At 68.3% G+C, this 26,703-nt stretch carries 23 protein-coding genes and 5 tRNA genes; 17 read left to right on the forward strand and 11 right to left on the reverse strand.

From position 1 onward, the window contains the following. Window positions 1-589: 589 nt before the first annotated feature. Window positions 590-949 (reverse strand): hypothetical protein, encoded by a 360-nt coding sequence (locus ACFW3L_RS03990; RefSeq protein ID WP_378736074.1) that lies wholly within the window; start codon window positions 947-949, stop codon window positions 590-592. Between the two features lie 610 nt (window positions 950-1,559). Here ACFW3L_RS03990 and ACFW3L_RS03995 point away from each other — a divergent pair. Both ACFW3L_RS03995 and ACFW3L_RS04000 read left to right on the forward strand, forming a co-directional pair. After that, window positions 1,560-2,123: a MauE/DoxX family redox-associated membrane protein gene (locus tag ACFW3L_RS03995; RefSeq protein WP_378736076.1), complete on the forward strand. Its 564-nt coding sequence runs from the start codon at window positions 1,560-1,562 to the stop codon at window positions 2,121-2,123. Between the two features lie 1,323 nt (window positions 2,124-3,446). Continuing rightward, complete coding sequence (locus ACFW3L_RS04000) at window positions 3,447-4,478, forward strand: AraC family transcriptional regulator (protein ID WP_378736079.1); 1,032 nt, start codon at window positions 3,447-3,449, stop codon at window positions 4,476-4,478. Window positions 4,479-4,684: 206 nt separating this feature from the next. On the opposite strand, the gene ACFW3L_RS04005 is transcribed toward ACFW3L_RS04000, so the two are convergent. From ACFW3L_RS04005 to ACFW3L_RS04015, 3 genes are all read right to left on the reverse strand, one after another. After that, a tRNA-Lys gene (locus ACFW3L_RS04005) sits at window positions 4,685-4,760 on the reverse strand. 297 nt (window positions 4,761-5,057) lie between these two features. Beyond that, window positions 5,058-5,630 (reverse strand): tyrosine-type recombinase/integrase, encoded by a 573-nt coding sequence (locus tag ACFW3L_RS04010; RefSeq protein ID WP_378736081.1) that lies wholly within the window; start codon window positions 5,628-5,630, stop codon window positions 5,058-5,060. Between the two features lie 285 nt (window positions 5,631-5,915). Beyond that, complete coding sequence (locus tag ACFW3L_RS04015; RefSeq protein ID WP_378736083.1) at window positions 5,916-6,713, reverse strand: helix-turn-helix transcriptional regulator; 798 nt, start codon at window positions 6,711-6,713, stop codon at window positions 5,916-5,918. A 168-nt stretch (window positions 6,714-6,881) separates the two neighbouring features. On the opposite strand from ACFW3L_RS04015, the gene ACFW3L_RS04020 reads away from it, so the two are divergent. The 4 genes from ACFW3L_RS04020 to ACFW3L_RS04035 all read left to right on the forward strand — a co-directional run bounded on the left by ACFW3L_RS04020 (window position 6,882) and on the right by ACFW3L_RS04035 (window position 9,854). After that, window positions 6,882-7,439, forward strand: a complete 558-nt coding sequence (locus ACFW3L_RS04020) for a nuclear transport factor 2 family protein (protein ID WP_378736085.1) — start codon at window positions 6,882-6,884, stop codon at window positions 7,437-7,439. Window positions 7,440-7,833: 394 nt separating this feature from the next. Continuing rightward, window positions 7,834-8,307 (forward strand): hypothetical protein, encoded by a 474-nt coding sequence (locus ACFW3L_RS04025; RefSeq protein WP_378736087.1) that lies wholly within the window; start codon window positions 7,834-7,836, stop codon window positions 8,305-8,307. A 556-nt stretch (window positions 8,308-8,863) separates the two neighbouring features. Beyond that, window positions 8,864-9,469 carry a TetR/AcrR family transcriptional regulator gene (locus ACFW3L_RS04030; RefSeq protein WP_378736089.1) on the forward strand — a complete coding sequence of 202 codons (606 nt, stop codon included), beginning with the start codon at window positions 8,864-8,866 and terminating at the stop codon, window positions 9,467-9,469. 124 nt (window positions 9,470-9,593) lie between these two features. Then, window positions 9,594-9,854, forward strand: coding sequence for a PspC domain-containing protein (locus tag ACFW3L_RS04035; RefSeq protein ID WP_378736091.1), 261 nt, complete (start codon window positions 9,594-9,596; stop codon window positions 9,852-9,854). Between the two features lie 112 nt (window positions 9,855-9,966). Here the strand turns inward: ACFW3L_RS04035 and ACFW3L_RS04040 are convergent, their stop codons facing one another. Further along, window positions 9,967-11,280 carry an MFS transporter gene (locus ACFW3L_RS04040; protein WP_352387777.1) on the reverse strand — a complete coding sequence of 438 codons (1,314 nt, stop codon included), beginning with the start codon at window positions 11,278-11,280 and terminating at the stop codon, window positions 9,967-9,969. A 347-nt stretch (window positions 11,281-11,627) separates the two neighbouring features. Continuing rightward, the gene (locus ACFW3L_RS04045; protein WP_378736093.1) at window positions 11,628-11,978 is read right to left on the reverse strand and encodes a metallopeptidase family protein; all 351 of its coding nucleotides are present in this window, start codon (window positions 11,976-11,978) and stop codon (window positions 11,628-11,630) included. A 96-nt stretch (window positions 11,979-12,074) separates the two neighbouring features. Here ACFW3L_RS04045 and ACFW3L_RS04050 point away from each other — a divergent pair, with 96 nt between their 5' ends. From ACFW3L_RS04050 to ACFW3L_RS04065, 4 genes are all read left to right on the forward strand, one after another. Next, window positions 12,075-13,604, forward strand: a complete 1,530-nt coding sequence (locus tag ACFW3L_RS04050) for a metallophosphoesterase (RefSeq protein ID WP_378736194.1) — start codon at window positions 12,075-12,077, stop codon at window positions 13,602-13,604. Between the two features lie 96 nt (window positions 13,605-13,700). Continuing rightward, window positions 13,701-13,773: transfer RNA gene (locus ACFW3L_RS04055), tRNA-Glu, on the forward strand. 90 nt (window positions 13,774-13,863) lie between these two features. Beyond that, window positions 13,864-13,938, forward strand: a tRNA-Asp gene (locus tag ACFW3L_RS04060). 28 nt (window positions 13,939-13,966) lie between these two features. Continuing rightward, window positions 13,967-14,040 (forward strand) — tRNA-Phe (locus ACFW3L_RS04065). A 247-nt stretch (window positions 14,041-14,287) separates the two neighbouring features. On the opposite strand, the gene ACFW3L_RS04070 is transcribed toward ACFW3L_RS04065, so the two are convergent. Beyond that, window positions 14,288-15,202, reverse strand: coding sequence for a PP2C family protein-serine/threonine phosphatase (locus ACFW3L_RS04070; RefSeq protein WP_378736095.1), 915 nt, complete (start codon window positions 15,200-15,202; stop codon window positions 14,288-14,290). Window positions 15,203-15,352: 150 nt separating this feature from the next. On the opposite strand from ACFW3L_RS04070, the gene ACFW3L_RS04075 reads away from it, so the two are divergent. Continuing rightward, window positions 15,353-16,153, forward strand: coding sequence for an alpha/beta fold hydrolase (locus ACFW3L_RS04075; protein ID WP_378736097.1), 801 nt, complete (start codon window positions 15,353-15,355; stop codon window positions 16,151-16,153). Window positions 16,154-16,156: 3 nt separating this feature from the next. Here the strand turns inward: ACFW3L_RS04075 and ACFW3L_RS04080 are convergent, their stop codons facing one another. The 3 genes from ACFW3L_RS04080 to ACFW3L_RS04090 form a co-directional block, all read right to left on the reverse strand. Further along, the gene (locus ACFW3L_RS04080; RefSeq protein WP_378736099.1) at window positions 16,157-16,342 is read right to left on the reverse strand and encodes a hypothetical protein; all 186 of its coding nucleotides are present in this window, start codon (window positions 16,340-16,342) and stop codon (window positions 16,157-16,159) included. After that, window positions 16,327-16,833, reverse strand: a complete 507-nt coding sequence (locus tag ACFW3L_RS04085) for a hypothetical protein (protein WP_378736101.1) — start codon at window positions 16,831-16,833, stop codon at window positions 16,327-16,329. The genes ACFW3L_RS04080 and ACFW3L_RS04085 overlap by 16 nt, the downstream gene beginning before the upstream one ends. A gap of 86 nt (window positions 16,834-16,919) precedes the next feature. Continuing rightward, window positions 16,920-17,324, reverse strand: a complete 405-nt coding sequence (locus ACFW3L_RS04090) for an RNA-binding S4 domain-containing protein (protein ID WP_378736103.1) — start codon at window positions 17,322-17,324, stop codon at window positions 16,920-16,922. A 99-nt stretch (window positions 17,325-17,423) separates the two neighbouring features. Here ACFW3L_RS04090 and ACFW3L_RS04095 point away from each other — a divergent pair. Further along, window positions 17,424-17,498, forward strand: a tRNA-Asp gene (locus tag ACFW3L_RS04095). A 68-nt stretch (window positions 17,499-17,566) separates the two neighbouring features. Further along, the gene (locus ACFW3L_RS04100; RefSeq protein ID WP_378736105.1) at window positions 17,567-18,292 is read left to right on the forward strand and encodes an rRNA methyltransferase; all 726 of its coding nucleotides are present in this window, start codon (window positions 17,567-17,569) and stop codon (window positions 18,290-18,292) included. A gap of 12 nt (window positions 18,293-18,304) precedes the next feature. On the opposite strand, the gene ACFW3L_RS04105 is transcribed toward ACFW3L_RS04100, so the two are convergent. After that, the gene (locus tag ACFW3L_RS04105) at window positions 18,305-19,498 is read right to left on the reverse strand and encodes a nitrate/nitrite transporter (RefSeq protein ID WP_378736107.1); all 1,194 of its coding nucleotides are present in this window, start codon (window positions 19,496-19,498) and stop codon (window positions 18,305-18,307) included. A gap of 163 nt (window positions 19,499-19,661) precedes the next feature. Here ACFW3L_RS04105 and ACFW3L_RS04110 point away from each other — a divergent pair, with 163 nt between their 5' ends. Genes ACFW3L_RS04110 through narI form a run of 4 tightly spaced genes read left to right on the forward strand, consistent with a single transcriptional unit; the run spans window position 19,662 to window position 26,675 of the window. Further along, the gene (locus tag ACFW3L_RS04110; RefSeq protein ID WP_378736109.1) at window positions 19,662-23,345 is read left to right on the forward strand and encodes a nitrate reductase subunit alpha; all 3,684 of its coding nucleotides are present in this window, start codon (window positions 19,662-19,664) and stop codon (window positions 23,343-23,345) included. Beyond that, the gene (gene narH, locus ACFW3L_RS04115) at window positions 23,345-25,132 is read left to right on the forward strand and encodes a nitrate reductase subunit beta (protein ID WP_378736111.1); all 1,788 of its coding nucleotides are present in this window, start codon (window positions 23,345-23,347) and stop codon (window positions 25,130-25,132) included. The genes ACFW3L_RS04110 and narH overlap by 1 nt, the downstream gene beginning before the upstream one ends. Continuing rightward, on the forward strand, window positions 25,129-25,920 hold the full coding sequence (narJ, locus tag ACFW3L_RS04120; RefSeq protein ID WP_378736113.1) for a nitrate reductase molybdenum cofactor assembly chaperone: 792 nt from the start codon (window positions 25,129-25,131) through the stop codon (window positions 25,918-25,920). Before narH ends, narJ begins: the two co-directional genes overlap by 4 nt. Further along, the gene (narI, locus tag ACFW3L_RS04125; protein WP_378736115.1) at window positions 25,917-26,675 is read left to right on the forward strand and encodes a respiratory nitrate reductase subunit gamma; all 759 of its coding nucleotides are present in this window, start codon (window positions 25,917-25,919) and stop codon (window positions 26,673-26,675) included. Before narJ ends, narI begins: the two co-directional genes overlap by 4 nt. The last annotated feature ends 28 nt before the right edge of the window (window positions 26,676-26,703 follow it).

Raw genomic sequence — 26,703 nt, forward strand, 5'->3', positions numbered from 1 at the left:
ACCTCCGTGGGGCTGGCTCTATGGGGGTCCCGTGCGCGGGGCGGGGCTGTGCCGTGCCGGGCACAGGTGTCCGGCACGGGGAAGCGCGGCTTCCGGCGCTCGCAGGGGAGCGGGCCGGGCGGGGCGCGGTACCGGATGTCGAACCGGCACCACGCCCCTTTAATGGGTCAGGGCCCTACCCGCAGCAGCCGATCAGTTGCCACTGCCCGTAGCTCGGCCCGTTGGTGCCAGCACAAACCATGCGCTGGTACCGGGAGTTGTAGACACGCCTGGGGCCACAGAGAGGCAGTCGGCAGCTGTACTGGTAAGTGCACTCGAACTGGTCGGCCTTCGCTGTCGCCTTGGGGGCGATCCTGTCGAGGAATCGGTCCGAAATCCGTGTAGCGAATCCCATAAACGTACCTTTCTCATGATTCGCGTCCGCCCCTTCGGCGGGCGCGACAGGGAATTACGAACACCAGCGTGTCCGTAAAATCCCTGCGTTCGGAGGTCTGGTGAAGCTGGTGAAAAGAATTTCCGAGGACCACGAATGTGTAGGGCGATCAAGCGACATCGAGGTCAATCCACCGGAGCCAGGTGCCCCGAAGAGCTAGCACTTGTAGATACCGGGGTAGGAGGGGAAGTGATGGCTGTAGGTGTAGTGGATATTGGCCCCTTGGGTGCGGTACCAGACATTTCCGTGCCTGTTGATGACGTAGCAGCTCACGTAAATGGACTGACCTGGCTGCATCCTCCAGACGCTGTGAGCGTCCGCGTAGGGTGCGGTGCGAACATGGGCGGGCGTGATCGCCGTGATCTTGACGAGCTGGGCCTCCACGTCCGAGGCGGTCCCGGTTGTGATGTGACTCTGCGGGGACGGCGTCGCCGCGGACACCGGGGCTGCGGTCAGCGCCGACGCGAACACGGCGGCCGCAGCGAGGGAGAGCACCCCTGCGAACTTCTTTCTCATTGCGTGTCCTTCCACGGATACGGAAACCGCTCGGGGCGGCTTCCGAGTTATCGCGAGCAACAGCAGCCCTCCGGAGAGCAAGGCCATAGAAGCAGGAGGCCACCCCGAAAACAAGAGAGTCACTTTTCGCCAGACGCAGCCAACGCGAAGAAGGCAACCGCTTCTTCACATGAAATCTCAAGAATGTGAGGAGTCCTCTCCGAAGTTCATCTGTCGGGCCCGTCCGCATGGGGAAACGAAATCAGACATTCAATCCCATTACACCCCAACTTCCCCTTGCTGGGGATCCAGTCCCAGAAAACTTGACGCACAGGCAACCGAGAAAACCGCGTTCTTCCCGAGGCCAACCTGGGGAGTCACATTGGCTCCACGCGGACTTGACTTTCCGTGAACAAGTTAAAAGCAAGCGGTAAACGACTCATCGCAGCAGGCCACGAGAACCCACAGCTCAAATAATCCTCAAATGAAATCCCTTCCTGCTGCAGCGGACTCCGCCGGTGCCTAACGTTGGCCCGTCTCGGCCGAGCGGGTGGAAGAGGTGGAAGCCACGCGCGCTCCGCGGCAACCGGGACCCGTCAGCCCCGCAGCGACATAGAAAGTCCGACCAGCGATGCCCACCTACCTCTCCCTGTCCTTCCAGCTGGCGGTGGCGGGGGTCCTGCTCGTCTCCGCCGTCGCCAAGACCCGCTCCACGGCAAACCAGGAGACCTGGCAGGTCCTCCTGGGCCAGCTCGGGCAGCTAGGTCGACGGGTCTCCCCCCGAGCGGCCTCCCACGCCCACGTCGCCGCGGAGTTCGTCGTCGGCGCGGCCCTGCTCCTCGGCCCGCTCGCGCGCGTGCCCGCCCTGACGGCCGCCGCCGTGATGCTGGGATCGTTCACCTTGCTGGCCGCCTACTCCGCGCTGAGCGGCCGCGCGATCCGCTGTCCGTGCTTCGGCCGTTCGAGCACGCCGCTGGGCTGGCCGCACGCGGTGCGCAACCTGGTACTGACTGCCATGGCCGCGCTGGCGCTGGCGGGGGACACCCCCGACGTCTGGCCCTCCCCGGGCGAGGCCGTGCTGGCTGCGGCCTCGGCGATGGTCGCCGTCCTGCTCTCGGTCTTCTTGGACGACATCCTCGACCTGCTCCGGACCCCTGTCCGCCCCGATCCTGGGAGGGCGCCTCGGCCCCTGTGACGGGTTCATAGCGCGCTCCCTCACCCGCTGGCCCGGGGGCGATAATGCCCCGACCGAGGTGGCACGACATGTCTCCATAAGCCTGGACATGGTGCTGAGGAAGCCCCCACGACCTGGGGCCTGGTGCCCCTTTCCCGTCGACTACGTCATGGAGACCACCGGCGACGCGACCCATGGTGACGCGGCCTCACTCCACTGCGACTACCAGTCAGAGAACGGATAGGCACGAGGAGCACTCCGCCGGGGGCGCCGTCTGGGGGGACTTCCTCGCGGTCGGCCTGGCGGGCAACCGCAGGACGTTCGGCGTCTTGGGTCGGATCGGTAGGAACGGATCCGACCGGGCGCACTCGGTCTCGACGTGGCTGAGCTGTTCCTGCGTGGCCAGGCGCGCCCTCTGGGCGTCCGTCAACGGCGTGTTCGGGGCGTGATCGTGCACGGTGCTGTAGAGCAGGAAGCGGTGGTGCGGTGCGTGAGGTCCTGCATCTGCTGGCTGGGTTCCATCCGCAGCCGACAGGTCTTCGCTGCTGTCGGTGAGGCAGGGCGTCGGCCACGGCCCTGGAGCAGCCCGGGCACGGCCCCGCGCGATTATTACCAGGTGGGGGACGAACTCGTAGTTCGGAGCAGGTGCGCTGCTCAAAAGGCATCCATTCCCCTTGGCCCCCTCTATGTGTGATCGGCAGCCTCGCCCACGCTTTGAGGATGTCGGCAGTCTCGTCAGGGTGCTGTCCGCTGACAAGCCCAGCCGACTTGCTTGCCCAACGCGAGCTCCTCTTTGTGGGGGACGGCTTTCGCCTACCCACGCAAGCCGGGGCATGGTCGACAGAAGCCATCCGTCCCCGAGACGTGAGCTAGTAGTCCCTCGATAGAGGAGATTGCACCGTACTCCGGTACCTCATATCTGTGAGTCATCACCTCCCTCCTGTTCACTCAGAGCAAAGAAGAGTTCACTACAGGCTATGGATTCTCAGAGACACTTCTTGTCAAACTTGTTGAGCAAGGACATTCCCTGCTTCCCGACAGTTTCCTTCCGCGCAGTCTCAGGCAATGCTGCAAAGGCGTCTTCCCAATATTGATATCGATCGAAAACCACCCCTTGCCAAAGATCAGGCGCAGCACTCGCAGGGGTTTTCTATTTCGCCGTAGAGATTTCCAACCGGCACCACCAAGGCCGCACGCTCGCCGGTCGACGAGATGCTGCCGTGCGCTTTCGTGGGCCCGCGCCAAACCGAATATTCTGGCCGCCGAGATCATTCGGATCGCAATCATGGCCATGGAAAAGCAAAGAGCCGAATTGCCTCCCGTGTGCCTGGATAATACTTCTCGGTGCAGTACGTTGAGCACAATATTGATGCCACAGGGTGGAAGATGATTGAAGACAAGTTCGATACCACAGAGGTTGAACCCTCGGATCGTTTCGACTATTGGCGAGATGCGATAGGAAAGACTCACGCCCCTATTCATATCACTAGCGATTGCACTGATGACTTCCGCGGGGTGCAGAGATTGATGCTGCTGGATGGCGTTCTTGTCTGGCCCACCGTCTTCCAGCCCGTAATTTTCAACCGAACATCAAAGCTCATCCGCACATCGGATCCCGAATGCTACCACTTCAGCCTAGTTGAGGACGGCCGCCTAGAAATTGAGTCCCAAAGGCGTACCACCACTGTTCGTCGTCACGAGATAAGTCTGGTCGACACCTCCCACCCCTTCCGAATACGCTCCGCATGGGGGCTGCCCAAGCAGAGGGGTATCGGTATAGAAGTTCCGAAGTCCTCGCTGGGAAACTCCCGAAAGTTAGAAAATTTGATCGGCAGTAAAATGTCAACTCAGGAGGGCTACGGCGCCCTCCTCAGAAGGTTCCTGATTCAACTCTCCCATGACTCTTCGTGCTACGGCCCTCGCGACGGCGAGCGACTCTCTACCGTGACAATCGACCTAATATCTGGGCTTCTAGCGCATTCGCTGGAAGAAGAGGATAAACTGCCGATGGAAACTCGGGAGAATACACTACTACTCCGCATCGAAGATTTCATGAGATCCAACCTCGGGGATCAAGAATTGTCCCCTAAGATGGTTGCGCAAGTTCACGGTATATCCACCTCTTACCTGCATCGAATCTTTCGAGGAAAGAATATGACCGTGAATGCATGGTTGCGCCGCGAGAGGCTTGAAGGGGCCCGGCGTGACCTACTCGACCCCGAATTAGATTCGACCCCGCTCTATCATATATCGAGGAAGTGGGGATTCTCTAGTGCATCCGTCTTTAGTCGGGCGTACCGAGAATTCTATGAAATTTCCCCTCGGGAGGCTCGGCAGAAGGGTCACTCCTTCTCTCATTCCAACCTTTGGTTGTGAAAAATCAGATGTCTCATCACAGGAGGCAGAAGGGTGCCTCGGCACAGTCCAATTTCTGGACGTTCAAGGCTCTTGGCGGATGTAAACTCTACGCCAAATCACAAATCTGACCCAAGGCTGATCTGCTCGGCCGGGGAGGGGCATGCACTTCCATAGCTCTGGACCGCCATCGCAGATCCGCAATTATAGGGTTCCAGGAACTAACATGGTAGGCCCCCAGGGGCTCGAACCCTGAACCCACGGATTAAAAGTCCGTTGCTCTGCCAATTGAGCTAGAGGCCCGCGCTGCGACCTGGAGCCTGACTCCCGGCCGCCGCCGGGACAACTCTACCGCAGCGGCGGGCGGTCGCGGCGTCCGGTCACGCCACCCGCTGCGACCACCACTCGGCTTCGTTGACGTGTCAGGTCGGGGGGAGGTGAGCGGTGCACGTAGGTCTGGTGAACACCCGAGCCACCGGGGAGCTCACCACCGAGGTCGGCCCCTTGGGCGGGGCGAGGAGGACCCCGCTGAGGGTCGCGTGCGACCTTGTTCCCAGCGGGGCTCGACGACTTGAGGTCAGGCTCGGTGCGCTGCGGGTTTCAACATCGCGGCAGTGGCCTCGGCCGCTGCTTTGGCCACCTCGGGGAACACGGATTGGTAGGTGTCCTGGGTGAAGTGGGCCGTGGCGTGTCCGAGTTCAGCTGAGACGACCTTGACATCCACCCGGCGGCCAGACTCATGGACGCCGCCCCGTGCCGGAGAGCGTGGAGAGTGATGGGTGGTAGCTCTGCGGCGCGGGTGATGCGGCGGAACCAGTCGGTGACCTGGGCCGGGTGCCAGCCTCGGCCGTCCGCCTGGGTGAACACCAGCCTCGTCTCCACCCACTCCGATCCCAGGGCCATTTTCGCTTCGAGCTGGTAGCGCCGCCATGAGCGCATCACCCGCACGGTGGCCGTGTCCAGGGTGATGGTGCGCTTCCCGGCCGTGCTCTTCGGTGTGCAGGTGTGGGTCGCGCACCCGAGCTGGACGACCTGGGTGAGGATGTCGATCTCGCCGTCCACCAGCCGTGTGTTGGGCCACGGCACCCCGAAGGCTTCGCCGCGCCGTAGTCCCTTGACGGCGATCAGGTGGAAGAGGGTGTACAGCCAGGCGTACCTGCGGGCGTGGTCCAAGAAGCGGATGGTTTGATCGGGAGTCCAGATCATCACCTCGCCCGGAACGGTGCCGTTTTTCTCCCACCGGAAGACGCGGTCGGCTGTCCAGATCAGGAGCTCTTCCTGGCACAGGACGGCAGTCGGGCGTGGGAGGCGGCGTTGAAGATCGCCGGTAGCTCCGGGCTGCCGACCGTGTCGGACAGGGCGCTGCGCACGGTGGCGCGGATGCGCGCTTGGTGGTCAACGAGACCACTTGGTCTTCCGGAACCCCCTGGTCTACGGTGGTCTTCCGTAGTCGGAGGACTACTCGTCGTCCTGGGGCGTGTAGAGCATGATCCAGTGGTCACGCTCGGGATCATGGAGCATCTCGATCTCGAATCGGGCCCACCCGTCGGTCGGGTGGCGCATTTGTTTCATCTCGGATCTCGAAACGCTGACTTCCCCTTTCTCCCAATGGTCGCGAAAGCTCTGGCTGGTCGCGGTGAGCTCGGCGAACAACGAGCGAAGGTAGTCGTCATCGGGGTACCGGCCGAGCGCCGTGCGGAGTTCGGAGGCCGCGACCCGCAGGAACCGCTCCCCACCGTCGCCTCCGAGCAAGTCCGACAGCACGGTGGTCGTGAAGGCCTGGTGGGCGATGTTGCGTCCGAACCGACCGACGCCGGTCAGGGGGCCGAGCAGCTCTTCCGCGGCCTTGTTGCGTGCCAGGAGATCGAGTCGTCCGTCATGCACGGTGACCGGCATCGTGTCGTCGAGGCCACGCAGCAGACGCAGCAACCCGGGTCGAATGACCGAGGCGGGAGAGGGCGGCTCCGGCGGGGGCTCACCACCCAGCCGGAAGAGGTGGTCGCGTTCGGCGTCGGAGAGACCGAACGCCCGTGCCAACGAGGTGAGCGTCTCGCGCGACGGACGGGGCACCCTCCCCTGTTCGAGGCGTGTGTAGTACTCCACTGAGATACCCGCGATATCGGAGACCTCCTGGCGGCGAAGCCCCGGAACCCGCCGACGGGACGCCCGCACACTGCCCCGCGGCTCCGGCGGGCCCATCGCGGCCCTGCGCCGCCTCAGGTACTCCCCGAACCCGGTCCGATCGCTGCTCGACATACCGCCCATTGTCCCCGTCGTTCCGCCCTGTGTGGCGGTACAGCATGGTCCTGCCCGTACCAGCCTCAACGCGGCCTTCCTCCCCGGTTCGGTGCTCCGCATCATCGAGAGCGCGCCCGGTTCACACGGAACCCGCTCCTGAGTGGAACACCCTGATCGGAAATTCTCATGAATGACGAGACACGAGCACCCGCCACCCACACCGGGCTCGGCATCGCCCGGGAGTTCGTCCGCGCCGTCGAGGCCAAGGACATCGAAGCCGTGGCCCGAACCCTGGCCGACGACGCACGGCAGTTGTTCATGCACACCCGAAGTGCCACGACCCCCGACGGCGTCGCGGACGTCATCGCTGGTCGCACACGGGGCTTCTGCGTCGCGGACATGAAGGGCAAGAGGGAGGTTCTCGCTTACACGCGCGCCATTTTCGACAAGTTCACCCCGCTCCTGTGGCGCGACCACACATGGCGCGTCTCACCCGACGGCGGCGAGCTGTTCTTCCACGGCATCGGCGACATGGTCGTCGCACGCACGGGCCAGCCCTACCGCAACACCTACGTGATCCGGTTCGACATCGAGAAAGGCCGGATCGTTCTCATGGCCGAGTACGGAAACGCCTTCATGTACGCCGGTCTGGGTGTCCGCCCCAACGGGGCCGAGTTCCGGGGCCTGCTGCGCGCGATGGGACGTATGGTCTCGCCACGGCTCTCTTCCCGGTCGGGCCGATGATCCTCCCGCCCTGAGCTCGGTGTCCCCCGCCCCAAGGAGGCCCTCGACCTTCAGCCCACACCCCTGACCAGCAAAGGCGCCGCCGCCGGGAGAAAACTCCTCCAAGGAAAGAACCCGTGTTATCCCAGATCAGGTCCGGATTCCGCGCTCCGGGCAAAGGAATTGCCTGGAGCGGGGGCCTTTCGAGGCTGGAGAGTGGGCACAGGGGTGTCGGTGCCGATCGCTTCTACGAGAACTGACGACCTCCTGTAGATTTGACTCGAGTACCAGGATCACCGTGGGCCAGAGAGGAACGGCTGCTCCCTCACAGCGTCCGTCGGCGACGACGCGTCTCCATCCCCGACCAGCACCGCTGGAATGGCGAGTTCCACTCGAAGGACGAGGAAGAACGATCATGGCACGTATCAGCAGAGACAACTTCCACGGCGGGTACCGGGTCACCGGGCTGGAGCACGACATCGCCAGGGCGAGAGCGAACGCCCAGTACGAGCAGGATATGAGCGACATCGGTGGACGGGTGGTCAACGCCCCAGTCGACGCTTTTGTGGGCGCCGTACGAACGACCGGAGGCATTGCCGCCGGTGGTGTCGGTTTCGGGGTCAGAATGGTACGGGATCTGCGCTTCCGCTACATCATGCAGGCGGTGCTCCACTTCCCCATGGCGTTCATTTTGGTGTTCTTCTTCGCCTCCAGCAGGATGTCCGGGAACGTTGACCACTCGGCCATGTCTGATCAGGAGGCACTGACGGCGACGTCTCAGGCTTTCGGGCAGGGCGCCCTTATCGGGTTGGTCGTGGCCGTGGTGTGGACCGCTGCGTACATCGTCCTGCGCACGCGTCCGAAGCTGCGCCGACTGAACCAGTACTGAGGTCCGGGGAGTCTCTCCGGACCGGCGCGGGGAGTACCGCGGCTGACGTGGCGCGTCCCAGTTCCTGGGCCCAGTCCGTGGACCGCTCTTCGGGAGGCGTGTTTTGGCGTGGGAGTTGTCGTCTTTCCTGCGCGGAAATCTCCTAGTGGCGAGAAGAGTGCCATCGGCGGCGATGAGCGCCGTGGAATATCGCTGGGAACAGAGCGAGCAGGCCCACGGGAATCCAATCCCGAACCCGCCGATCACAGGTCCGCTTCTCTGCCGTTGAGCCAGGGCCTCGTGGTGTGCCCCGAGCGCCAGCGGAACGTCACACGGGGCGACATGCCGGACACCGCAGGAGTCGTGGAGCAGTGGACTCGCCTGCTCGCCGCGTGGGGGGGCGCCTCGGCGGTCGCGCCCCCGGTCGCAGGGGGTGAGATGATCACCGGGCGTCGGCGGGCCGTGTCCCCGGGCGAACCCGGAGGGGTGCGTCCCTGAGGGGCCCTGGGGTGCGCGAAGATACACCTGAGGAAATATTGCGCGGGCTGCAAATGTTGTCCGTGTAACGGGAGGACCTATGGGGCTGCGAGAACGCAAGAAGCTGGCCACGAGCCGGGCTCTGCGGGAGGCCGCCGTGCGCCTCACCCTGGAGCGCGGTCTGGAGAACGTGACCGTGGAGGCGATCTCCGCCGAGGCCGAGGTCTCGCCCCGGACCTTCTTCAACTACTTCGCCACCAAGGAGGACGCGCTCCTCGACGGCGTCCCCGTCTCCCTCGACGAGGAGGCGCGCGCGGCGTTCGTGGCCGGAGGCCCCACCGGCGTGTTCACCGAGGACCTCGGCTCGCTGTTGATGGCCTCCCTTCTCGTTTCCGGCGACCTCGGCAGACAGCGCGCCGACATCGCCCTGCGCAGACAGCTCGTGGACCGCGAACCCCACCTCCTGCCCGGCCTGCTCGGCCGCTTCCACGACGTCGAGCGGAGCGTGGCCGCCGCGATGGCCGAACGCGAGGGGGTGCCCGCCGACGACACGCGCTCCCAGGTGGCGGCGGCCGCCGCCATGTCCGCCATGCGGCACGCCATGAGGGCGGTTCCGGAGCAGGACGAGGACGGGATCGACGCGTTGCGGGTCCACCTCGGAGCGGCCTTCCGGACGCTGGGTGAGGTCTTCGCCCCCGAGCGCTGATGTGCCCCACGTCTCGGGAACGCACCGGAGGCGGGTGCCGTCGGACCCTTCGGGGGCGGAAGTCAGGGACCACCCAGGGCTGTCCCCGATGGGAATCGTCGGCACCAGAGGGCAAGGTGGAGGTATGAACGAGAACTTCGCCACCAAGCGACTCCAGCGCAGCGAGACCGACCGCTTCCTGACCGGCGTCTGCGGGGGCATCGCCGCCTACACCGGTGTGGACTCCACGATCATCCGGATCGTCTTCGTGGTCCTGGCCCTGCTGGGTATGGCCGGTATCCCGATCTACGTCCTGGCCTGGCTGCTCATGCCGGCCGAGAGCGAGCGGCGTTCGCTGCTGGAGCAGATCATCCGTAACTTCCAGGGAAAGTCGAGTGAGAACTGATGTGGACCCTGCGCGCGCACCCGGGCTGGCAGCGGCGTGAGCTGTGTGCCCCACGGGACGAACGAGAGACTGACCAGGCCTGCGAACAGCCCGCGGAGCACCGCGCCGAACGCTAGGCGGACTCCGACTCGGTGGCCTCCATCCGCTCCGCGACCTCCCGGGACATCCGTGCCCACGGGACCGCGAGGCAGATCGCGGAGAGCAGGGCGAGCAGCCCCGCACCGGCGATGACCGTGCTGGTGCTGGTGAGCTCCACGAAGTAGCTGGACAGCAGGATGCCGATGCCCTGCGCGGCCTGGAGCCCTGAGGCGACCAGGCCGAAGGCCAGACCACGGCCCTCCTTGGGCACACAGAGGACGAAGGCCGCGTTGGCCACGAACTGATAGGAACCGGCAGCCCCGCAGAGGGTCAGGGCGGTGATCATCATCCACAGCGGCATCGGGAACACCCAGAGCAGCAGCGGCACGCAGGTGAGGATCGCCAGCGGGCCGAGCAGACGGGTGCGGGTCGGCGGGGGGATCAGCCGGGTGAGGACGAAACCGCCCACGAGCGCACCGATCGACTGGCCCGCCATGATGAACCCGGCCGCGGCGGGCCCCGCGCCCGCTTCGGTGGCCATGGGGTTGGCCAGCCCGTAGGGGATCGAGTACAGACCCGCGAGCCAGGCGAGCATCGCCAGGACGCGCAGCTTGGGGTCGCTGAAGACGAGCTTGGCGCCGTCCCTGGTCATCACCAGGAGGCCGGGGCGCTTCTCGCCGCCCTGCTCGCGCACCGGAGCGGGGCGGGCCCTCACGCCGAACCTCAGGATCAGCGCGGACAGGACGAAGAGCACTCCCGTGGACATCAGGGTGACGTTGGGGCTGACGAACGTGACGATCACACCGCCCGCGATCAGCCCGAGGAGCATCCCGATCTGCGCCGTCAGCTGGATGATCGCGGTACTGGCCACGTAGCGCTCACCCTGGACGATCTGGCTGAGCAGGGCCGCCCGCGCGGCGGCGAACGGGATCGACGGCAGGATCGAGACGAACAGCAGCGCCCAGACCGCCCAGACCGGCATGCCGGGTATGCCGACGACGACGATGACCACGGCCCTGATCACGTCGCAGGCCACCATCACCTGGCGGCGCGGCAGGATGTCCGCGAGCCCCGAGAAGAGCGGACCGGCGAGGATCGGCGGCAGGAACATCACGGCCAGCGTGATCCCGGCGGCGAAGGCCGAGTCCGTCAGTTGGTACACCAGGACGCTGGAAGTGATGTTCAGCAGGTTGGTGCCGATCATCGACAGTGCGTGGGCCAACCACATGGAACGGAACTCGGCTATCGCCATGACGTCGCGGTAACTGCTACGCCATTTGTTGTCCTGCTCCTTCGGAGATTCGTGGTCTCCGCCGTCAGCGGCCCTGTCGAGGCTCGGATTGCCCACCAGGCACTCCCTTACTGTCACAGGGGTGAATCACGCTGTGTCGTGCCCCCATGACCAACGGTTCCGGAAGAGCGTCGGGCTGGCAAGCGGGTTGGGGGAATTCGTGTCTGATTCGTTGCTCCGAGTAATGTCTCCCGATGTGATTCGGTATCGCCCCCGGAGCCTGCTGTCCGGATCGTTTTCCCAGGTGGGTGCCGATGTGGGGGAGTGTCGTGCGCTCTCCGGGGGTTCCGGTCGGGAGGGCGCTTCCGTTACTCGCCGGAATGGTGTCACGAATGTCTCGGATGCCGGAATTTATGGGATCTTCGGATCTCTATTTCTCCGGAATATCGCTCTGGGTGAGCGGATCAGCCCCAGCCGAGTTCGGTGAGGCGGGCGTCGTCGATGCCGAAGTGGTGCGCGATCTCGTGGATGACGGTGATCAGCACCTCCTCCACCACCTGGTCGGGGGTCTCGCACATCGCGCAGATGTTGCGCCGGTAGATGAAGATCTGGTCCGGGAGCACCCCGAAGTAGGAGTCCCCGCGCTCGGTCAGCGGGATCCCCTCGTACAGGCCGAGCAGGCCCTCCGGGGACTCCTCCGCCACCGTGATCACCACGTTGTCCATGAGTCGGGCCAGCTCCGGCGGGATCTGGTCCAGGGCGTCGGCCACCAGTTCCTCGAAGTCCCTGCGTGTCAGTTCAACCACGCCTGCCATTGTGCTGCCTTCACGGTGTGGCGAGGAAGAGACATAACACTCTGGACGGGAGGAAACATTGGGAACGGCTTCAGTCAACGGCATGATGGTGGTGTGTTGTCTTGGGGAGAGATCCGCGCGTACGACTACCGGGGGGCCCTCGAACGGTCCCGTGCGACCCTTCGCCGGTGGCGAGCCGGGCGTGCGTGGCGGTGGAGCTGTGTCGTCGTCGCGGGACTGGTCGGTGGCTGGCTCGGGCTGGCCCTCGGCGGCCAGGTGGTCACACCGATCGGCCCGGCCGACGTCACCTTCTCCCTGAGCCCCCAGTGGCACGGTGAGACCGTCGTCAACGTCGCGCCGCTGGGCCAGCTGGCGTTCGACACCCACACGGCGCCCCTGAGACTCGAGGCGACCATCACCGACATCCGGCTCTCGGCGGCCGAGGAGATGTTCGCGGACCCCGACGCCATCAACCGCATGGCCGCGGGGATCGGCGCCGACCTCACGAGCGGTGTGACCGCCCTGCTGCTGCGCTCCCTGCTCGTGGCGACCCTCGGCGCGGCCCTGATGGGCCTGCTGCTGTTCCGCAGCGGCTGGCGCGCCCTGGCGAGCGGGGCCACCTCGCTGCTCGTCCTTGTGGGCTTCGGCGGCCTGGCGGGGCTCACCTTCAACCCGAGCGCCATCGCGGAGCCGCGCTACACGGGCCTCATCGCGGGCGCCCCCCAGGTGGTGGGCAGCGCCGACGACGTCGTCAGCCGGTTCAGCGAGTACCAGGAGCAACTGGCCGGTCTCGTCGGCAACGTGTCGATGATCTACGAGGCCACGTCCTCGCTGCCGGTCTACGACGACGACGAGTCCGTCATCCGGGTGCTGCACGTGTCCGACATCCAGCTCAACCCGGCGTCGTGGAGCATCATCGCCACACTCCAGGAGCAGTACGGGGTGGACGTGATCGTGGACTCGGGCGACCTCACCGACCGCGGCAGCGCGGCGGAGGACGTCTTCGCGGAGGAGATCGGGAAGCTGGACGTGCCCTACGTGTGGGTGCGCGGCCAGCACGACTCCATGGGAACCCAGCGCGCGGTGGCGGCCCAGCCCAACGCGGTGGTCCTGGACGGGGACGTCGAGGAGGTCGGCGGCCTCACCTTCTACGGGGCGGGCGACCCCCGGTTCACCCCGGACGCCACCCGGCTCAACCCCGACGCGGCGGGGGTCGCCGCGCTGGGTGAGGAGCAGGCGGCGTCGGTCCGGGGCGGCGGAGAGGACGTGGACGTCGCGATCCTGCACACCCGGACCCAGGCGCGGCCGTTCGACGGAGTGGTGCCGTTGGTCCTGGCGGGCAACGAGCACCTGCGCTCCACCGAGCTCACGGACCTGGGCACCAGGTTCCTCGTCCAGGGTTCCACCGGCGGTGCCGGGCTGCGTGGCCTGGATCACGGTTCCGGTCGGCCGACCCCGTACCAGGCGTCGGTCCTGTACTTCGACGCCGAGACCGGTCGCCTCCAGGCCCGTGACGACATCGACCTCGGAGGGATCGGGCTCACGTCGGCGCAGGTCGAGCGGCACATCGAGGCCGACCCCGACCGGCGGATCGGTGAACCGGAGGACGAGGACGAGGAGGCGACGCCCACGGAGGGGGCCTCGTAGCCCCACGTCGTCGCAGGTCATGAAGGGTTTGGGTCGCTCGGGACATTCGCTTTGGTGTTGGTGGGAATCTCCCCTATGCTTAGGCTGTCTACACGGGCCCCCATCGTCTAGCGGCCCAGGACGCCGCCCTTTCAAGGCGGTAGCGCGGGTTCGAATCCCGTTGGGGGTACGAAGCGGTTCAGAGCACTGTCGGGCGTCTGGCAGAATGAGAACCGCAGCGACACACCGGGCCGCGAGGCCGGGTGTGACAACTGAACAAGGTCCTGTGGAGCAGTTAGGAGTGCTCGCCACCCTGTCAAGGTGGAGGCCGCGGGTTCAAATCCCGTCAGGACCGCGTGCGTCGCCGAGGGAATCGGCGCCGCGGCTAGGTAGCTCAGTTGGTACGAGCGTCCGCCTGAAAAGCGGAAGGTCGGCGGTTCGACCCCGCCCCTAGCCACAATCTCAAGACATGCAAAAGGCCCCGCCACCTGTTTCCATAGGTGGCGGGGCTTTTTCGTGCGTCGGTGGTTGCCGGTGGCCGGTTGTGGGTCTCGATGGATGCCTACGGCCAATGCGCGGCCACGTTCAGGACCGGTGTAGAGCCTTCTCGATCTGGCGCTCGGCGCGGCCCTCCTCCCCGACGAGACACTTCGCGTGAATCCCCCTGAACACGGCCATGCCGTGCCCCGACCACGGGCCGGGTGTCACCAGGTGACGCCGTGCCAGCTCACGTGGTGGTCGGTGTGGTCGGAGTCCTTCGTGCACCAGTAGGTGGTGCCGTCGCGCAGCAGGAAGCGGTCGCAGGCGATCCCGGTGGCGCGGTCCTCGGCCAGGGCCTCCAGCAGGTGCTCCGGACTCTCGGAGAGACGCCCCGGCTCCCCGAAGCTCTCCAGACCGTCCAGGAGGACCTCCTGGCGGGTCCGGTGCGGGGCCGGGTCCCGGGCCGCGAGGATCACCAGGGCGGTGGCGTTGTCGGTGCTCTCCGCCTCGCGGGCGGCGTCCACCAGGACCCGCGCCAGGGTGTCGGGGTCGTGCGCGTGGTCGGCCACCAGCTCGGCCATCAACCGTTCGTCCACGTAGTCGTGGACGCCGTCGCAGGTGAACAGCGTGAGGTCGGCGGAGGGCGCGGTGGTGGTGCCGATGTCGTCGACCCCCGCTGTGGCCACCGAGGTGGTGACCGCGTGGTCGCACGTTCGGGCGAGGTCCTCCGAGGCCCACCGGTCGCGCAGCTCCTGGCCGCGCGTGTGGTCCCGCGTGTGCTGGCGCAGACCCTGGCCGGGGCTCCAGGTCCAGACACGGCAGTCACCGACCCACGCGATGTCTATGGGGTCGTCGGGGGCGTCCTGGCGGGCGTGGGCCATCACGCAGTCGGCTCCGGGGTGGGCGCGGGTGATCGCCCGTGCGGCGGCCAGGACGGCGTCCACGGCCTCCCCGGGCGCCGAGGTGGCGGTGTCGGCGGCGAGCTGCGCGGCCAGCGCGGTGTCGGGGTGGTCACCGAACCCGTCCGCCACCGCGGCCCGCCATCCGTCGGAGGCGGACTCGACCTGGTGGGCACAGGCGTCCTGTTGGCTCGGACGAGGGCCCTGGTCGGTGTCGGTGGCGATGACGGGGGAACTCATGCGCGCTCCTTCAACCGGTTCGGGTGGACCTCACCCCAGGACGAGGGGACCTGGGAAGATGCTCGCAGACGGGGGTTTGGTTCGCGGACGAAGGTCACGAACGGATGAGAGCCGGTCCCGTGACGGGATTGTCGGGTAGTGTCCGTTGACGTGAACCACGCGACCGCCGCAGACGGAACCCGAATCTGGTACGACGTCCACGGTGCGGGGGAGCCCCTGGTACTGATCCACGGGCAGTCCCTCGACCACGAGATGTGGGACGGGGTGTACGAGGACCTCGCCGAGCGCCACCGTGTGGTGCGCGTGGACCTCAGGGGCACCGGTGGCAGCGACGCCCCGCTGGACCGGCCGTACAGCATGGAACTGCTGGCCCGTGACGTCCTCGCGGTCCTGGACGACCTCGGGGTCGGGCGCGCGCACGTCTACGGTTTCTCCATGGGCGGCAAGGTCGCCCAGACCCTCGCCGCGATCGCCCCCGAGCGGGTCGGCGCCCTGGTGCTCGGTTCCACGGCCCCCGGCGGGGAGCACGAGGTGGAGCGCCCTCGGCACGCCTCCCTCGCGTTGCGCAAGGCCAGCGGTGACGAGGGGCGCGGGCTGATCGGTCCGTTGTTCTACACACCGGACTGGGCGCGGGAACACCCGGAGGCGGTCACCCGCGTGCTGCCCCGCAACCCGCTGCGCGCGCAGCGCCGCCACTACGAGGCCAGTCTCAGGCACGACGGCTGGGACCTGCTCCCCCTGATCCAGGCGCCGACGCTGGTGGTGCACGGCGAGGACGACGAGCTCACCCCGGTGGGCAACGCCGAGCTGCTCGCCGAGCGGATCACCGGGGCGGAACTGCTGGTCCTGCCCGGGGCCCGTCACGGCTACCTGCACGAGGCCGCGCCGAAGGCCACCGAGGCCGTCCTGGCCTTCCTCGACGCGCACCCCCTGGAGTCCCGGGAGGTGTGAGGGTCATCCCGGGTCCCTGTTCCGCTGTGCCTGTATGAGGGCGCTGACTGACTCCTGGGTGGGCTCCAGACCGAGGATGCGCAGTGCCGCCATCATGCGGAGGTTGTCGCCCTGTGTCGGGTCGTTGAGCGACGAGGTGATGTCCATGACCCGGTCGATCGCCTCCTCCAGTCTCAGCTCGTCGTGCACCTCTGAGCCTGATCCGCGAGGTGCTTCCGGGACCTGTGGGAGTGAAGCGCCAGAGCCGTGCCCAGGGAGAGTATGGTGCCGCCCGTGACGCTTGAGGCGAGGACGGCGGTCACGGAACCCGCCCCGGTGGTGGAGAGTAGCGCGAGGATCAGGCTGAGCACCACGCCGATGGCGATGACCAACGCGCCCGTGCCCATGACCACCATGCTCATGCGGAACGAGTCGTCCGCGTGACGCAGCGCCTGTTCGTTGACGCTGACCAGGAAGTCCTGGGCGCGTCGTCGCTGATCCGGGCGTCCAGCGGGCGATCTCGTCTGGGGCAGGGCACCGCCCATCGCGGGAGCGTGGTTGATGACCTGGTAGAAGTTCCCCTGGATGTCACCGCTCACCTGGTTGTGGACGGTGTGACCCGGCCCTTGGAGCTGGTGCCCCTCGGGCCGTTGGGTGAGGTCGTTCTCCGGTAGGTCTTCGGGAGGGTTCTCGCTGTCCACGGTTCGTCTCCGCACGAAAGCCAAGGGGGGTCCCTTCCATCCTCGCTCAGGGAAGCGGTGGACGCCAGGGTTCGCGGACTCCGGGGTCAGGCGGGTGGGAACTCTGTGCGGAGCCGGTCCAGCTGGCGGCGGTCCCGCTTGGTGGGGCGGCCCGCGCCACGGTCCCGGCGGATCACCGGTGCGGTGGCCTGGGGCGGCTGCGCGGGGGTGCGGTCCACGTAGCAGCGGGCCGCGATCGGGGCGCCGACCCTCTTCACGATGACGTGGCTCACGTCGACGACGCGGGTGGTGCCGTGCAGGCGCACCCGGATCTGGTCGCCGACCTTCACCACCGTGGCCGGTTTCGCGGGGCGGTCGTTGACGCGCACGTGCCCTCCGCGACAGGCCTGAGCGGCGTCGGCGCGGGTCTTGGTGAGGCGTACCGCCCACAGCCAACGGTCGACCCGCGTGGAGTCGGGGCCGGAGGGAAGGGGGGCGGACGAGTCGCTCACGCGGTGGTCCTCTCACGGGTTCGGGTGCGTCGTGAGCCACTCTAGGTCGACCCCGGTACGAAGTGCTCCAAAGTCGCGCTAGAGTTGTTCTTGCAACGAGGTCCTGTGGAGCAGTTAGGAGTGCTCGCCACCCTGTCAAGGTGGAGGCCGCGGGTTCAAATCCCGTCAGGACCGCATCATCGAAGGCCCGGTGTCCCAGACACCGGGCCTTCGTCGTTGTCTGGGTGACAGGGGGGACAGTTGTGAGCTACCGGTACGCCACCGAGCGTACGGACCACTCGGCCTTGGCGAGCGGGCAGGTGTTGCGGTCCGCGCCCGGCTACCCGGGTTTCCCCGTGAGACTGGCGAGTGAGCTCCTCCAGCGGGCCATGGTGCACGTGGAGGGCGACCGGGTGCGGCTGTGGGACCCCTGCTGCGGCAGCGGGTACCTGGTGGCCGTGCTGGGGCTGCTCCACCGCGACCGGCTCACGCACGTGCGCGCCACGGACGTGGACGGGGACGCGGTGGCCATCGCCGCCCGCAACCTGGAGCTGCTGACCGCCGAGGGCTTGGCCGAACGGGAGCGCGAGCTGCGCCGTTCGGCACGGGACTTCGGCCGGGTGGCGTTCGTGGAACGGGCCGAGTCCGCCCGCGACCTGGCCGCCGGGCTGGCCGCCATGGGCGGGGACCTCCCGCACGAGTCCGGGGTGGTCGACGTCTTCACGGCCACCGATCCGGTCGACGCCGACCTCGTGATCACGGATGTCCCCTACGGGGAGATGACCCACTGGGAGGGGAACGTCCCCGACGACCCGATCAGGGCGCTGCTCGCCTCGATGGGGCGGACCCTGCCCCGGAGCGCGGTGGTGGTCGTGACGGCGCGGACCCGCCGGGTGCCGCTGCCCGAGGGCGTGCGGGCGCTGGAACGGGTGAAGGTCGGCAACCGGTCGGCGGTCCTGGTCCGTGCCCGGGACCTCGCGGCGCTGTGAGCGCCGTGAACCTCAGGTGACGTCCCGGAAGGCCCGCGTGGTGTACAGGGCCACGATCAGCGCGACCACGGCGAGCAGGACGAAGCCCAGCGTGTACGCGCCCGTGGCCTGGTACACCACGCCCATGAGCAGCGGCGGGAAGTAGCCGCCCAGGCCACCGGCGGCGCCCACCAGACCGGTGACCGTACCCACGCGGGACGGGTCCACGAGCTTGGCGACCAGGGCGAACACCGCGCCGGTGCCCAGCCCCAGGGTCAGCGCGATCAGCACGAACGACAGCCCCGCCGGGAACTCCGCCGGGGGGTGCAGCGCGAGGACGACGGCGAACGCGCACGTGCCGAAGAAGGAGATCAGACAGACCTTCACCGGTCCGATCCGGTCCGACAGCACACCGCCGACCGGACGGGCGACGACCGCCGCCACGGCGAACCCGGCGGTGCGCATGCCGGCGTCGGTCTGCGCGAAGTCGTAGGCCGTGGTCAGCAGGGTCGGCAGGTAGGTGGAGAAGGCGACGAAGCCGCCGAACACGAGCGCGTAGAGCGCCGAGGCCTGCCAGGTGGCGCGGAGGGCCAGTGCCTCGCGCAGGCGGGGAAGGGCGGGCTCGGTCCGCGGACTCCACTCGGGTGAGTTCCGGGCGAACAGCCACATGACCGCGCCCATCGCGGCGAGGGCCACGCACATGAGCAGGTGGGTGGTGAGCACGCCCATGGCCTCGACCAGGCGCGGGGTCAGGAAGGCCGACAGCGCCGTGCCGCCCATGCCCGCGCCGAACACGCCCGTGGCGAACCCGCGTCGCCCGGCCTGGTACCAGGCGTTGACGAACGGGATGCCGATGGCGAAGGAGGTGCCCGCGATCCCCAGGAAGAAGCCCCAGACCAGCAGCATCGGGTACGAGTTCGCGGACAGCCCGACCAGGAGGGTCGGCACGATGCTGAGCAGGCAGATGGCCGTGAACATCACCCGGCCGCCGTAGCGGTCGGTCAGGGTGCCCACCGGGATGCGCCCCAGCGAGCCGACCAGCACGGGGAATGCCACCAGGATCGACGTCTGCGTGGGCGTCAGGCCCAGGTCCTCGCTGTAGCTCCGTGACAGCGGGCCGATCAGGTTCCAGGCCCAGAAGGTCAGCGCGAACGCCGCCGTGGCCAGGGCGAGGTTGCCGCCCGCGGTTCCGGAACGGGTCGTCCGCTCCCCAGCTTCCGCACGCATTACGGCTCCTTCGTCAGTCGGTCTGACGGCGATTGTCGCCCCTTGCGGTGTGGGAAACGTGACATCCGTGCCGGAACAGGCATATTCATTAACGGAATGTGGTCGGAGCTGGGCTTTCTCCCCGCGCTCCGGGCAACGGGCGGGCAAACGAGGTGTTTTCCTTATGGCGGCACGGAGTAAACGCACGGGAGCGGGCGACAGCCTTCTCCGTTTGGGAAACTACCTGACCCGTTCGGAGCCTCTCGACGGGGACCGTGCCCAGGTCAGGCACGGTGGACGCCAGGGTGACGTGTTCTATCGGGACCGGTGGAGCCACGACCGGGTGGTGCGTTCCACCCACGGGGTGAACTGCACGGGATCCTGTTCCTGGGATGTTTATGTCAAAGACGGAATCATCACCTGGGAAACTCAGGCGACGGATTATCCGTCGGTCGGTCCGGACCGCCCCGAGTACGAACCCCGGGGGTGCCCGCGCGGCGCAGCCTTTTCCTGGTACACCTATTCTCCGACCCGGGTGCGCTATCCCTACGCGCGCGGCGTTCTCGTGGAGATGTACCGGGAGGCCCGCGAGCGGCTGGGTGACCCGGTCCTCGCGTGGGAGGAGATCACCACCGACCCCGAGCGGCGCCGCCGCTACCAGCGGGCGCGGGGCAAGGGTGGGCTGGTCCGCACCACCTGGGAGGAGGCCCTGGAGATCGCGGCGGCCGCGCACGTCCTGACCATCAGGGAGTACGGTCCCGACCGGATCGCCGGGTTCTCGCCGATCCCCGCGATGTCGATGGTCTCGCACGGTGTGGGCGCCCGGTTCGTCAACCTGCTCGGCGGCTCGATGCTGTCGTTCTACGACTGGTACGCGGACCTGCCGGTGGCCTCCCCGCAGGTGTTCGGCGACCAGACCGACGTTCCCGAGTCCGGGGACTGGTGGGACGCCGCCTACCTCGTGCTGTGGGGTTCCAACGTCCCGGTGACCCGCACTCCGGACGCCCACTGGATGGCCGAGGCCCGCTACCGGGGCCAGAAGGTCGTGGTGGTCGCCCCGGACTTCAACGACGCCGCCAAGTTCGCCGACGAGTGGCTGGCGCCGCACCCGGGCACGGACGGCGCCCTGGCGATGGCCATGGGGCACGTGATCCTCAGGGAGCGCTTCGTCGAACGGCCCACGCCGCGCTTCACCGAGTACGCGCGCACCTACACGGACCTGCCCTTCCTCGTGACACTGGACCGGCGGGACGGGCGGTTCGTGCCCGGCAAGTTCCTCACCGCCTCGGATCTGCCGGGCAACACGGACGAGGCCAACCCCGACTGGAAGCCCGTCTTCTGGCCGGAGGGGGAGGACGCGCCGGTCGCCCCCAACGGCACCGTCGGCCACCGCTGGGGCGCGGACGGCGAGGGGAAGTGGAACCTGGACCTGGAGGGCCGCGTCCCCGAACTCACCTTCTACGCCGAGGGCGCCGAGGCGGCGGAGATCGCCCTGCCCCGCTTCGACACCCCCGACGGCACGGCCGAGGTCGACACCCGGGGCGTGCCCGTCCGCAGGGTGGGCGACCGCCTGGTGACCACCGTGTTCGACCTGGTCCTGGCCCAGTACGGGGTGTCCCGCCCCGGTCTGCCCGGTGTCTGGCCGGACGGGTACGACGACCCGGGCGCCGCCTGCACCCCGGCCTGGCAGGAGGCCCTGACCTCCGTCCCCGCCGACCGCGCCGTGCGCATCGCCCGCGAGTTCGCCGACACCGCCGAGGCCAGCGGCGGCCGGGCCATGATCGTGCTGGGCGCAGGGACCAACCAGTGGTTCCACGGGGAGAACGCCTACCGCGCCTTCCTCTCCCTGCTGCTGCTCACCGGCTGCCAGGGGGTCAACGGCGGCGGATGGGCGCACTACGTGGGCCAGGAGAAGTGCCGTACGGCCACCGGCTGGGCCGCCTACGCCTCGGGCATGGACTGGTCGCGCCCGCCGCGCTTCATGGCCGGGACCTCCTACTGGTACTCCCACACCGACCAGTGGCGCTACGACACCTACCGGGCCGACGCCCTCATGTCCCCCCTCGGGCCCGGGCGGGTCCGCGGGCAGCACACCGCCGACCTCGTGGCGGCCTCGGCCCGGATGGGCTGGATGCCGTCCTACCCGACCTTCAACCGCAACCCGATCCAGCTCGGCAAGGAGGCGGTCGAACGGGACCGGGACCCCGCCGAGTACGTGGCCGACCAGCTCCAGGACGGCACGCTGCGGTTCGCCGCCGAGGACCCGGACGACCCGAAGAACTGGCCCCGCACCCTCACGCTGTGGCGGTCCAACCTGTTCGGTTCCTCCGCCAAGGGCAACGAGTACTTCCTGAAGCACCTGCTGGGCACGCACTCCAACCTGCGGTCGGAGCCCGCCGGACCGGACGACCGGCCCGAGGACGTGACCTGGCGGGATGAGGTCCCCGAGGGCAAACTCGACCTGCTGCTCACCCTGGACTTCCGGATGACCAGCTCCACGCTGCTGTCCGACATCGTGCTGCCCGCCGCCACCTGGTACGAGAAGCACGACCTCTCCACCACGGACATGCACCCCTTCGTGCACGCCTTCAACCCGGCGATCGACCCCCCGTGGGAGACCCGCACCGACTTCGACACCTTCCACGCGCTGGCGAAGGTGTTCAGCGAACTGGCAGCGGACCATCTGGGCGAGGTCACCGACCTGGTCGCGGTGCCCCACCAGCACGACACCGAGGGGGAGCTCGCCCAGCCGCACGGGGTGCCGACGGACTGGAAGGCGGCGGGGGAGCGGCCGGTCCCCGGGAGGACCATGCCGAACATCGTCCCGGTCCGCCGGAACTACTCGGCGGTGGCCCAGAAGCTCGCTGCGCTCGGCCCGCTGGCCGAGGGGAAGGGGCTCCCCGTCAAGGGTGTGTCGTTCACCCCGGACGAGGAGGTCGAGTGGCTGCGCCAGCGCAACGGCACCGTGCGCGGCGGGGTCGCTGACGGCCGCCCCTCCCTGGACACCGACGTCAAGGCCTGCGAGATGATCCTCGCCCTGTCCGGCACCAGCAACGGACGCCTCGCCGCGCAGGGGTTCGAACGCCTGGCCGCGCGCACCGGCACCGACATGGACGAGCTGATCCACCACGCCGAGGGGCGCCGGGTGGTCTTCGACGACGCGCGGCACGGCCCGACCCCGGTGGGAAGCAGCCCCGAGTGGTCCGGCAAGGAGGCCGCCGACCGCCGGTACTCGCCCTTCACCATCAACGTCGAGCACGACAAGCCCTGGCACACGCTCACCGGTCGCCAGCACTTCTACCTGGACCACGACTGGATGCACGAGTTCGGTGAGGCCCTGCCGGTCTACCGGCCCCCGCTGGACATGGGCCGCCTGTTCGGGGAGCCCCGGATCGGCCCGACCGGACAGCGCGAGGTGGTCGTGCGCTACCTGACCCCGCACTCCAAGTGGTCGATCCACTCGGAGTACCAGGACAACCTGCTCATGCAGACCCTGTCCCGGGGCGGCCCCACGATCTGGATGAGCGTGGCCGACGCCGAGGCGATCGAGGCGGCCGACAACGACTGGGTCGAGGCGGTCAACCGGAACGGGGTCGTCGCCGCGCGCCTGGTGGTCTCGCACCGCATGCCGACCGGCACGGTGTACATGCACCACGCCCAGGAGCGGACCATCGACGTGCCGAAGACGGAGACCACCGGACGTCGCGGCGGCATCCACAACTCGCTCACCCGCCTGCTGGTCAAGCCGACCCACCTGATCGGCGGCTACGCCCAGTTCACCTACGCCTTCAACTACCTCGGCCCGACCGGGAACCAGCGCGACGAGGTCACGGTCGTGCGCAAGCGGACGACGGAGGTGCGGTACTGATGACGGAGCGGAGCCGGGAGCGGACGGGCGGAGCCACCCGGGACTCGGAGGGGAGGCCGATCGGCAGGGTCATGGCGCAGGTCGCCATGGTCATGAACCTCGACAAGTGCATCGGGTGCCACACCTGCTCGGTCACCTGCAAGCAGGCGTGGACCAACCGGAGCGGTGTCGAGTACGCGTGGTTCAACAACGTCGAGACCCGGCCCGGCCAGGGGTACCCCCGCACCTACGAGGACCAGGAGCGGTGGAAGGGCGGCTGGGTCCGTCGCCCCGACGGTCGGCTCGTGCCGCGCGCGGGCGGGCGGATCAAGCGGCTCGCGACCATCTTCGCCAACCCGGTCATGCCCTCCATCCAGGACTACTACGAACCCTGGACCTACGACTACGAGACCCTGACCAACGCGCCCCTGGGCGACGACTTCCCCGTGGCCAGCCCGCGTTCGGCGCTCACCGGCAAGCCCATGCGGGTGAGCTGGAGCGCCAACTGGGACGACGACCTGGGCGGCGGCCCCGAACTCGCCTCCCAGGACCCGATCGTGCGCAGGCTCGGGGACAAGGTGAAGCTCTCCTTCGAGGAGACCTTCATGTTCTACCTGCCGCGCATCTGCGAGCACTGCCTCAACCCCACCTGCGTGGCCGCCTGCCCGAGCGGGGCGCTGTACAAGCGGGTCGAGGACGGCATCGTGCTCGTGGACCAGGACCGCTGCCGGGGCTGGCGCATGTGCGTCACCGCCTGCCCGTACAAGAAGATCTACTTCAACCACAGGACGGGCAAGGCCGAGAAGTGCACCTTCTGCTACCCGCGCGTGGAGGTGGGCATGCCCACCATCTGCTCGGAGACGTGCGTGGGGCGCCTGCGGTACCTGGGGGTCGTGCTCTACGACGCCGACCGGGTGGGTGAGGCCGCGGCCGTCGAGGACGAGCGGGACCTCTACGAGGCGCAGCTGGACGTGTTCCTCGACCCCGCCGACCCGGCCGTGCGCGCGGCCGCCCGGCGCGACGGCGTCCCCGACCGCTGGGTGGAGTCCGCCGACAGGTCCCCGATCCTCGCCCTGGCCAAGCGCTTCCGGGTGGCCCTGCCGCTGCATCCGGAGTTCCGGACGATGCCGATGGTCTGGTACGTCCCGCCGCTGTCGCCGGTGGTGGACGCGCTCACCAGGACCGGCCACGACGGCGAGGAGGCCGACCACCTGTTCGGGGCCATCGACGCCCTGCGCATCCCGATCGAGTACCTGGCCGAACTGTTCACGGCGGGGGACACCGCGCCCGTGGACCTCGTGCTGCGGCGGTTGGCGGCCATGCGGTCGTACATGCGCCGGATCAACCTCGGCCAGGAGCGCGACGAGTCCATCGCCGAGGCGGTCGGGATGACCGGGGCGGAGATCGAGGACATGTACCGGCTGCTGGCGCTGGCCAGGTACGACGAGCGCTACGTGGTGCCGACGGCCTTCGGCGTGGACGAGGCCGACAAGGGGGTCATCGAGGAGGTCGGGTGCAGTCTCGACTTCGACGGCGGCCCGGGGATGGGCGGGATGGGCGACGTCCCCTTCGGGGAGGCCTCCGGGCGCCCGGACGCCGCCACCGTGGAGACCTTCCACGCCCTGCGCGACCGCCAGACCAGCGAGGGCGGGCCCGAGGGGTCCACGACCGACGGCCGCGTCAACCTGCTGAACTGGGACGGCAACGGTCGTCCCGGAGGACTCTTCCCACCCCGACGGGGTGGCGGTACCGACGACGGCGGCGGGCGGGGCGCGGACCCCGGGCCGCCCGAAGGGGGTCGACCATGAGCACCAACACCAACACCGACGGCACGGGGGGCGTCTCCGGCGAGGGCCTCGGCGCCCGCCCGGTGATCCCGAGCCAGGACGGCCGCGACCCGGACGGCCCGGGGCGCACGGGCTGGCTCGGCGCCGGCCGGGAGGCACGCAGGGCGCACGCCCGGGCGGTCACCCACCAGGCGGCGTCCGTCCTGCTCGGCTACCCGGACGCCCTCTTCTTCGAACGGCTCCCGCTAGCCGCGCGCGCCGTCGCCGAACTGCCGAAGGGCCAGCCCCGGACCCTCCTGCTGGAGTTCTGCGAACACGCCTCCAGCACGCCCGAACTGGAACTGGCCGAACACTACGTGGACGTGTTCGACCTGCGCCGCCGCCGCGCGCTCCACATGACCTACTACACCGACGGCGACACCCGGCGCCGGGGCCACGCGCTGGCCGAGATCAAGCGGGTCTACCGCGAGGCGGGGTGGCGGGTGCACGCCCGCGAGCTGCCGGACCACCTGGCGGTCATGCTGGAGTTCGCGGCCCGGGGGGACGCCGAGGCCGGGCAGGAGCTGCTGGTGGACTTCCGCTCGGGCCTGGACCTGCTCTCCCGGTCCCTGGAGGAGCACGGCACGCCCTACGCGCGGGTGGTCGACGCGGTCCGGCACACGCTGCCGGCGCCCCGCCGCGCGGACGAGGAGCGCGTGCGCCTGCTGGCCCAGCAGGGGCCTCCCGCCGAGGACGTGGGCATGGAGCCCTACGGCGCGCGCCCCCGGGTCCCGCTGCCCCTGACCGACGTGACCAGGCGACCGCGGTGAGCTCCGGGTCGACGGGGCCGGTCGACCTCGTCCTGTGGGGCGTGCTGCCGTACGTGGTGCTGGTGCTCGTGGTGGGAGGGCTGGTGTGGCGCTACCGCTACGACCGGTTCGGCTGGACCACCCGTTCCTCGGAGCTGTACGAGTCCCGCCTGCTGCGGATCGGCAGCCCGCTCTTCCACTTCGGCCTGCTCGTGGTGATCGTCGGGCACGTGGTGGGCCTGCTGGTCCCGGACACGTGGACCAGGGCGCTGGGCGTCTCCGACACCGCGTACCACGTCGTCGCGCTGTCGATGGGGATCGTGGCGGGCGTGTGCACGCTCGCCGGGATCACCCTGCTCATCTGGCGCAGGCGCACCACCGGACCGGTCTTCAGCGCCACCACCCGCAACGACAAGCTCATGTACGTGGTCCTGGTGCTGGCCATCGTGACCGGCCTGGGCATGACCGTCTACTTCGCCGGGGTGGCGCTCGCGGGCGGGCACTCCGGCGACTACCGGGAGACGGTGTCGCCGTGGTTCCGGTCGATCTGGATCCTGCGACCGGACGTGGCCGCGATGGCGGCCGCCGAGGCTCCCTACAAGCTGCACGCGCTCATGGGCCTGGCCCTGTTCGCGCTGCTGCCGTTCACCCGGCTCGTGCACGCGTTCAGCGCGCCGATCGGCTACCTGTTCCGTCCCTACGTCCTCTACCGCACGCGTGACCCGCACTCGCCCGCCTCCGGACAGGCGGTGCGTACCGCCCGCCGGGGCTGGTGAACCGGCCGGTCCACGACGCGCCCGGGCG

Source organism: Nocardiopsis sp. NPDC058789, from assembly GCF_042745575.1.
In the GTDB taxonomy this organism is placed as follows: Bacteria; Actinomycetota; Actinomycetes; order Streptosporangiales; family Streptosporangiaceae; genus Nocardiopsis; species Nocardiopsis eucommiae.

Coding starts and splice junctions, on each gene's coding strand:
- ACFW3L_RS03990 (WP_378736074.1), bottom strand. CDS start 949: ATGAGAAAGAAGTTCGCAGGGGTGCTCTCCCTCGCTGCGGCCGCCGTG.
- ACFW3L_RS03995 (WP_378736076.1), top strand. CDS start 1,560: ATGCCCACCTACCTCTCCCTGTCCTTCCAGCTGGCGGTGGCGGGGGTC.
- ACFW3L_RS04015 (WP_378736083.1), bottom strand. CDS start 6,713: ATGTCGAGCAGCGATCGGACCGGGTTCGGGGAGTACCTGAGGCGGCGC.
- ACFW3L_RS04020 (WP_378736085.1), top strand. CDS start 6,882: ATGAATGACGAGACACGAGCACCCGCCACCCACACCGGGCTCGGCATC.
- ACFW3L_RS04025 (WP_378736087.1), top strand. CDS start 7,834: ATGGCACGTATCAGCAGAGACAACTTCCACGGCGGGTACCGGGTCACC.
- ACFW3L_RS04030 (WP_378736089.1), top strand. CDS start 8,864: ATGGGGCTGCGAGAACGCAAGAAGCTGGCCACGAGCCGGGCTCTGCGG.
- ACFW3L_RS04035 (WP_378736091.1), top strand. CDS start 9,594: ATGAACGAGAACTTCGCCACCAAGCGACTCCAGCGCAGCGAGACCGAC.
- ACFW3L_RS04045 (WP_378736093.1), bottom strand. CDS start 11,978: ATGGCAGGCGTGGTTGAACTGACACGCAGGGACTTCGAGGAACTGGTG.
- ACFW3L_RS04070 (WP_378736095.1), bottom strand. CDS start 15,202: ATGAGTTCCCCCGTCATCGCCACCGACACCGACCAGGGCCCTCGTCCG.
- ACFW3L_RS04105 (WP_378736107.1), bottom strand. CDS start 19,498: ATGCGTGCGGAAGCTGGGGAGCGGACGACCCGTTCCGGAACCGCGGGC.
- ACFW3L_RS04110 (WP_378736109.1), top strand. CDS start 19,662: ATGGCGGCACGGAGTAAACGCACGGGAGCGGGCGACAGCCTTCTCCGT.
- narH (WP_378736111.1), top strand. CDS start 23,345: ATGACGGAGCGGAGCCGGGAGCGGACGGGCGGAGCCACCCGGGACTCG.
- narJ (WP_378736113.1), top strand. CDS start 25,129: ATGAGCACCAACACCAACACCGACGGCACGGGGGGCGTCTCCGGCGAG.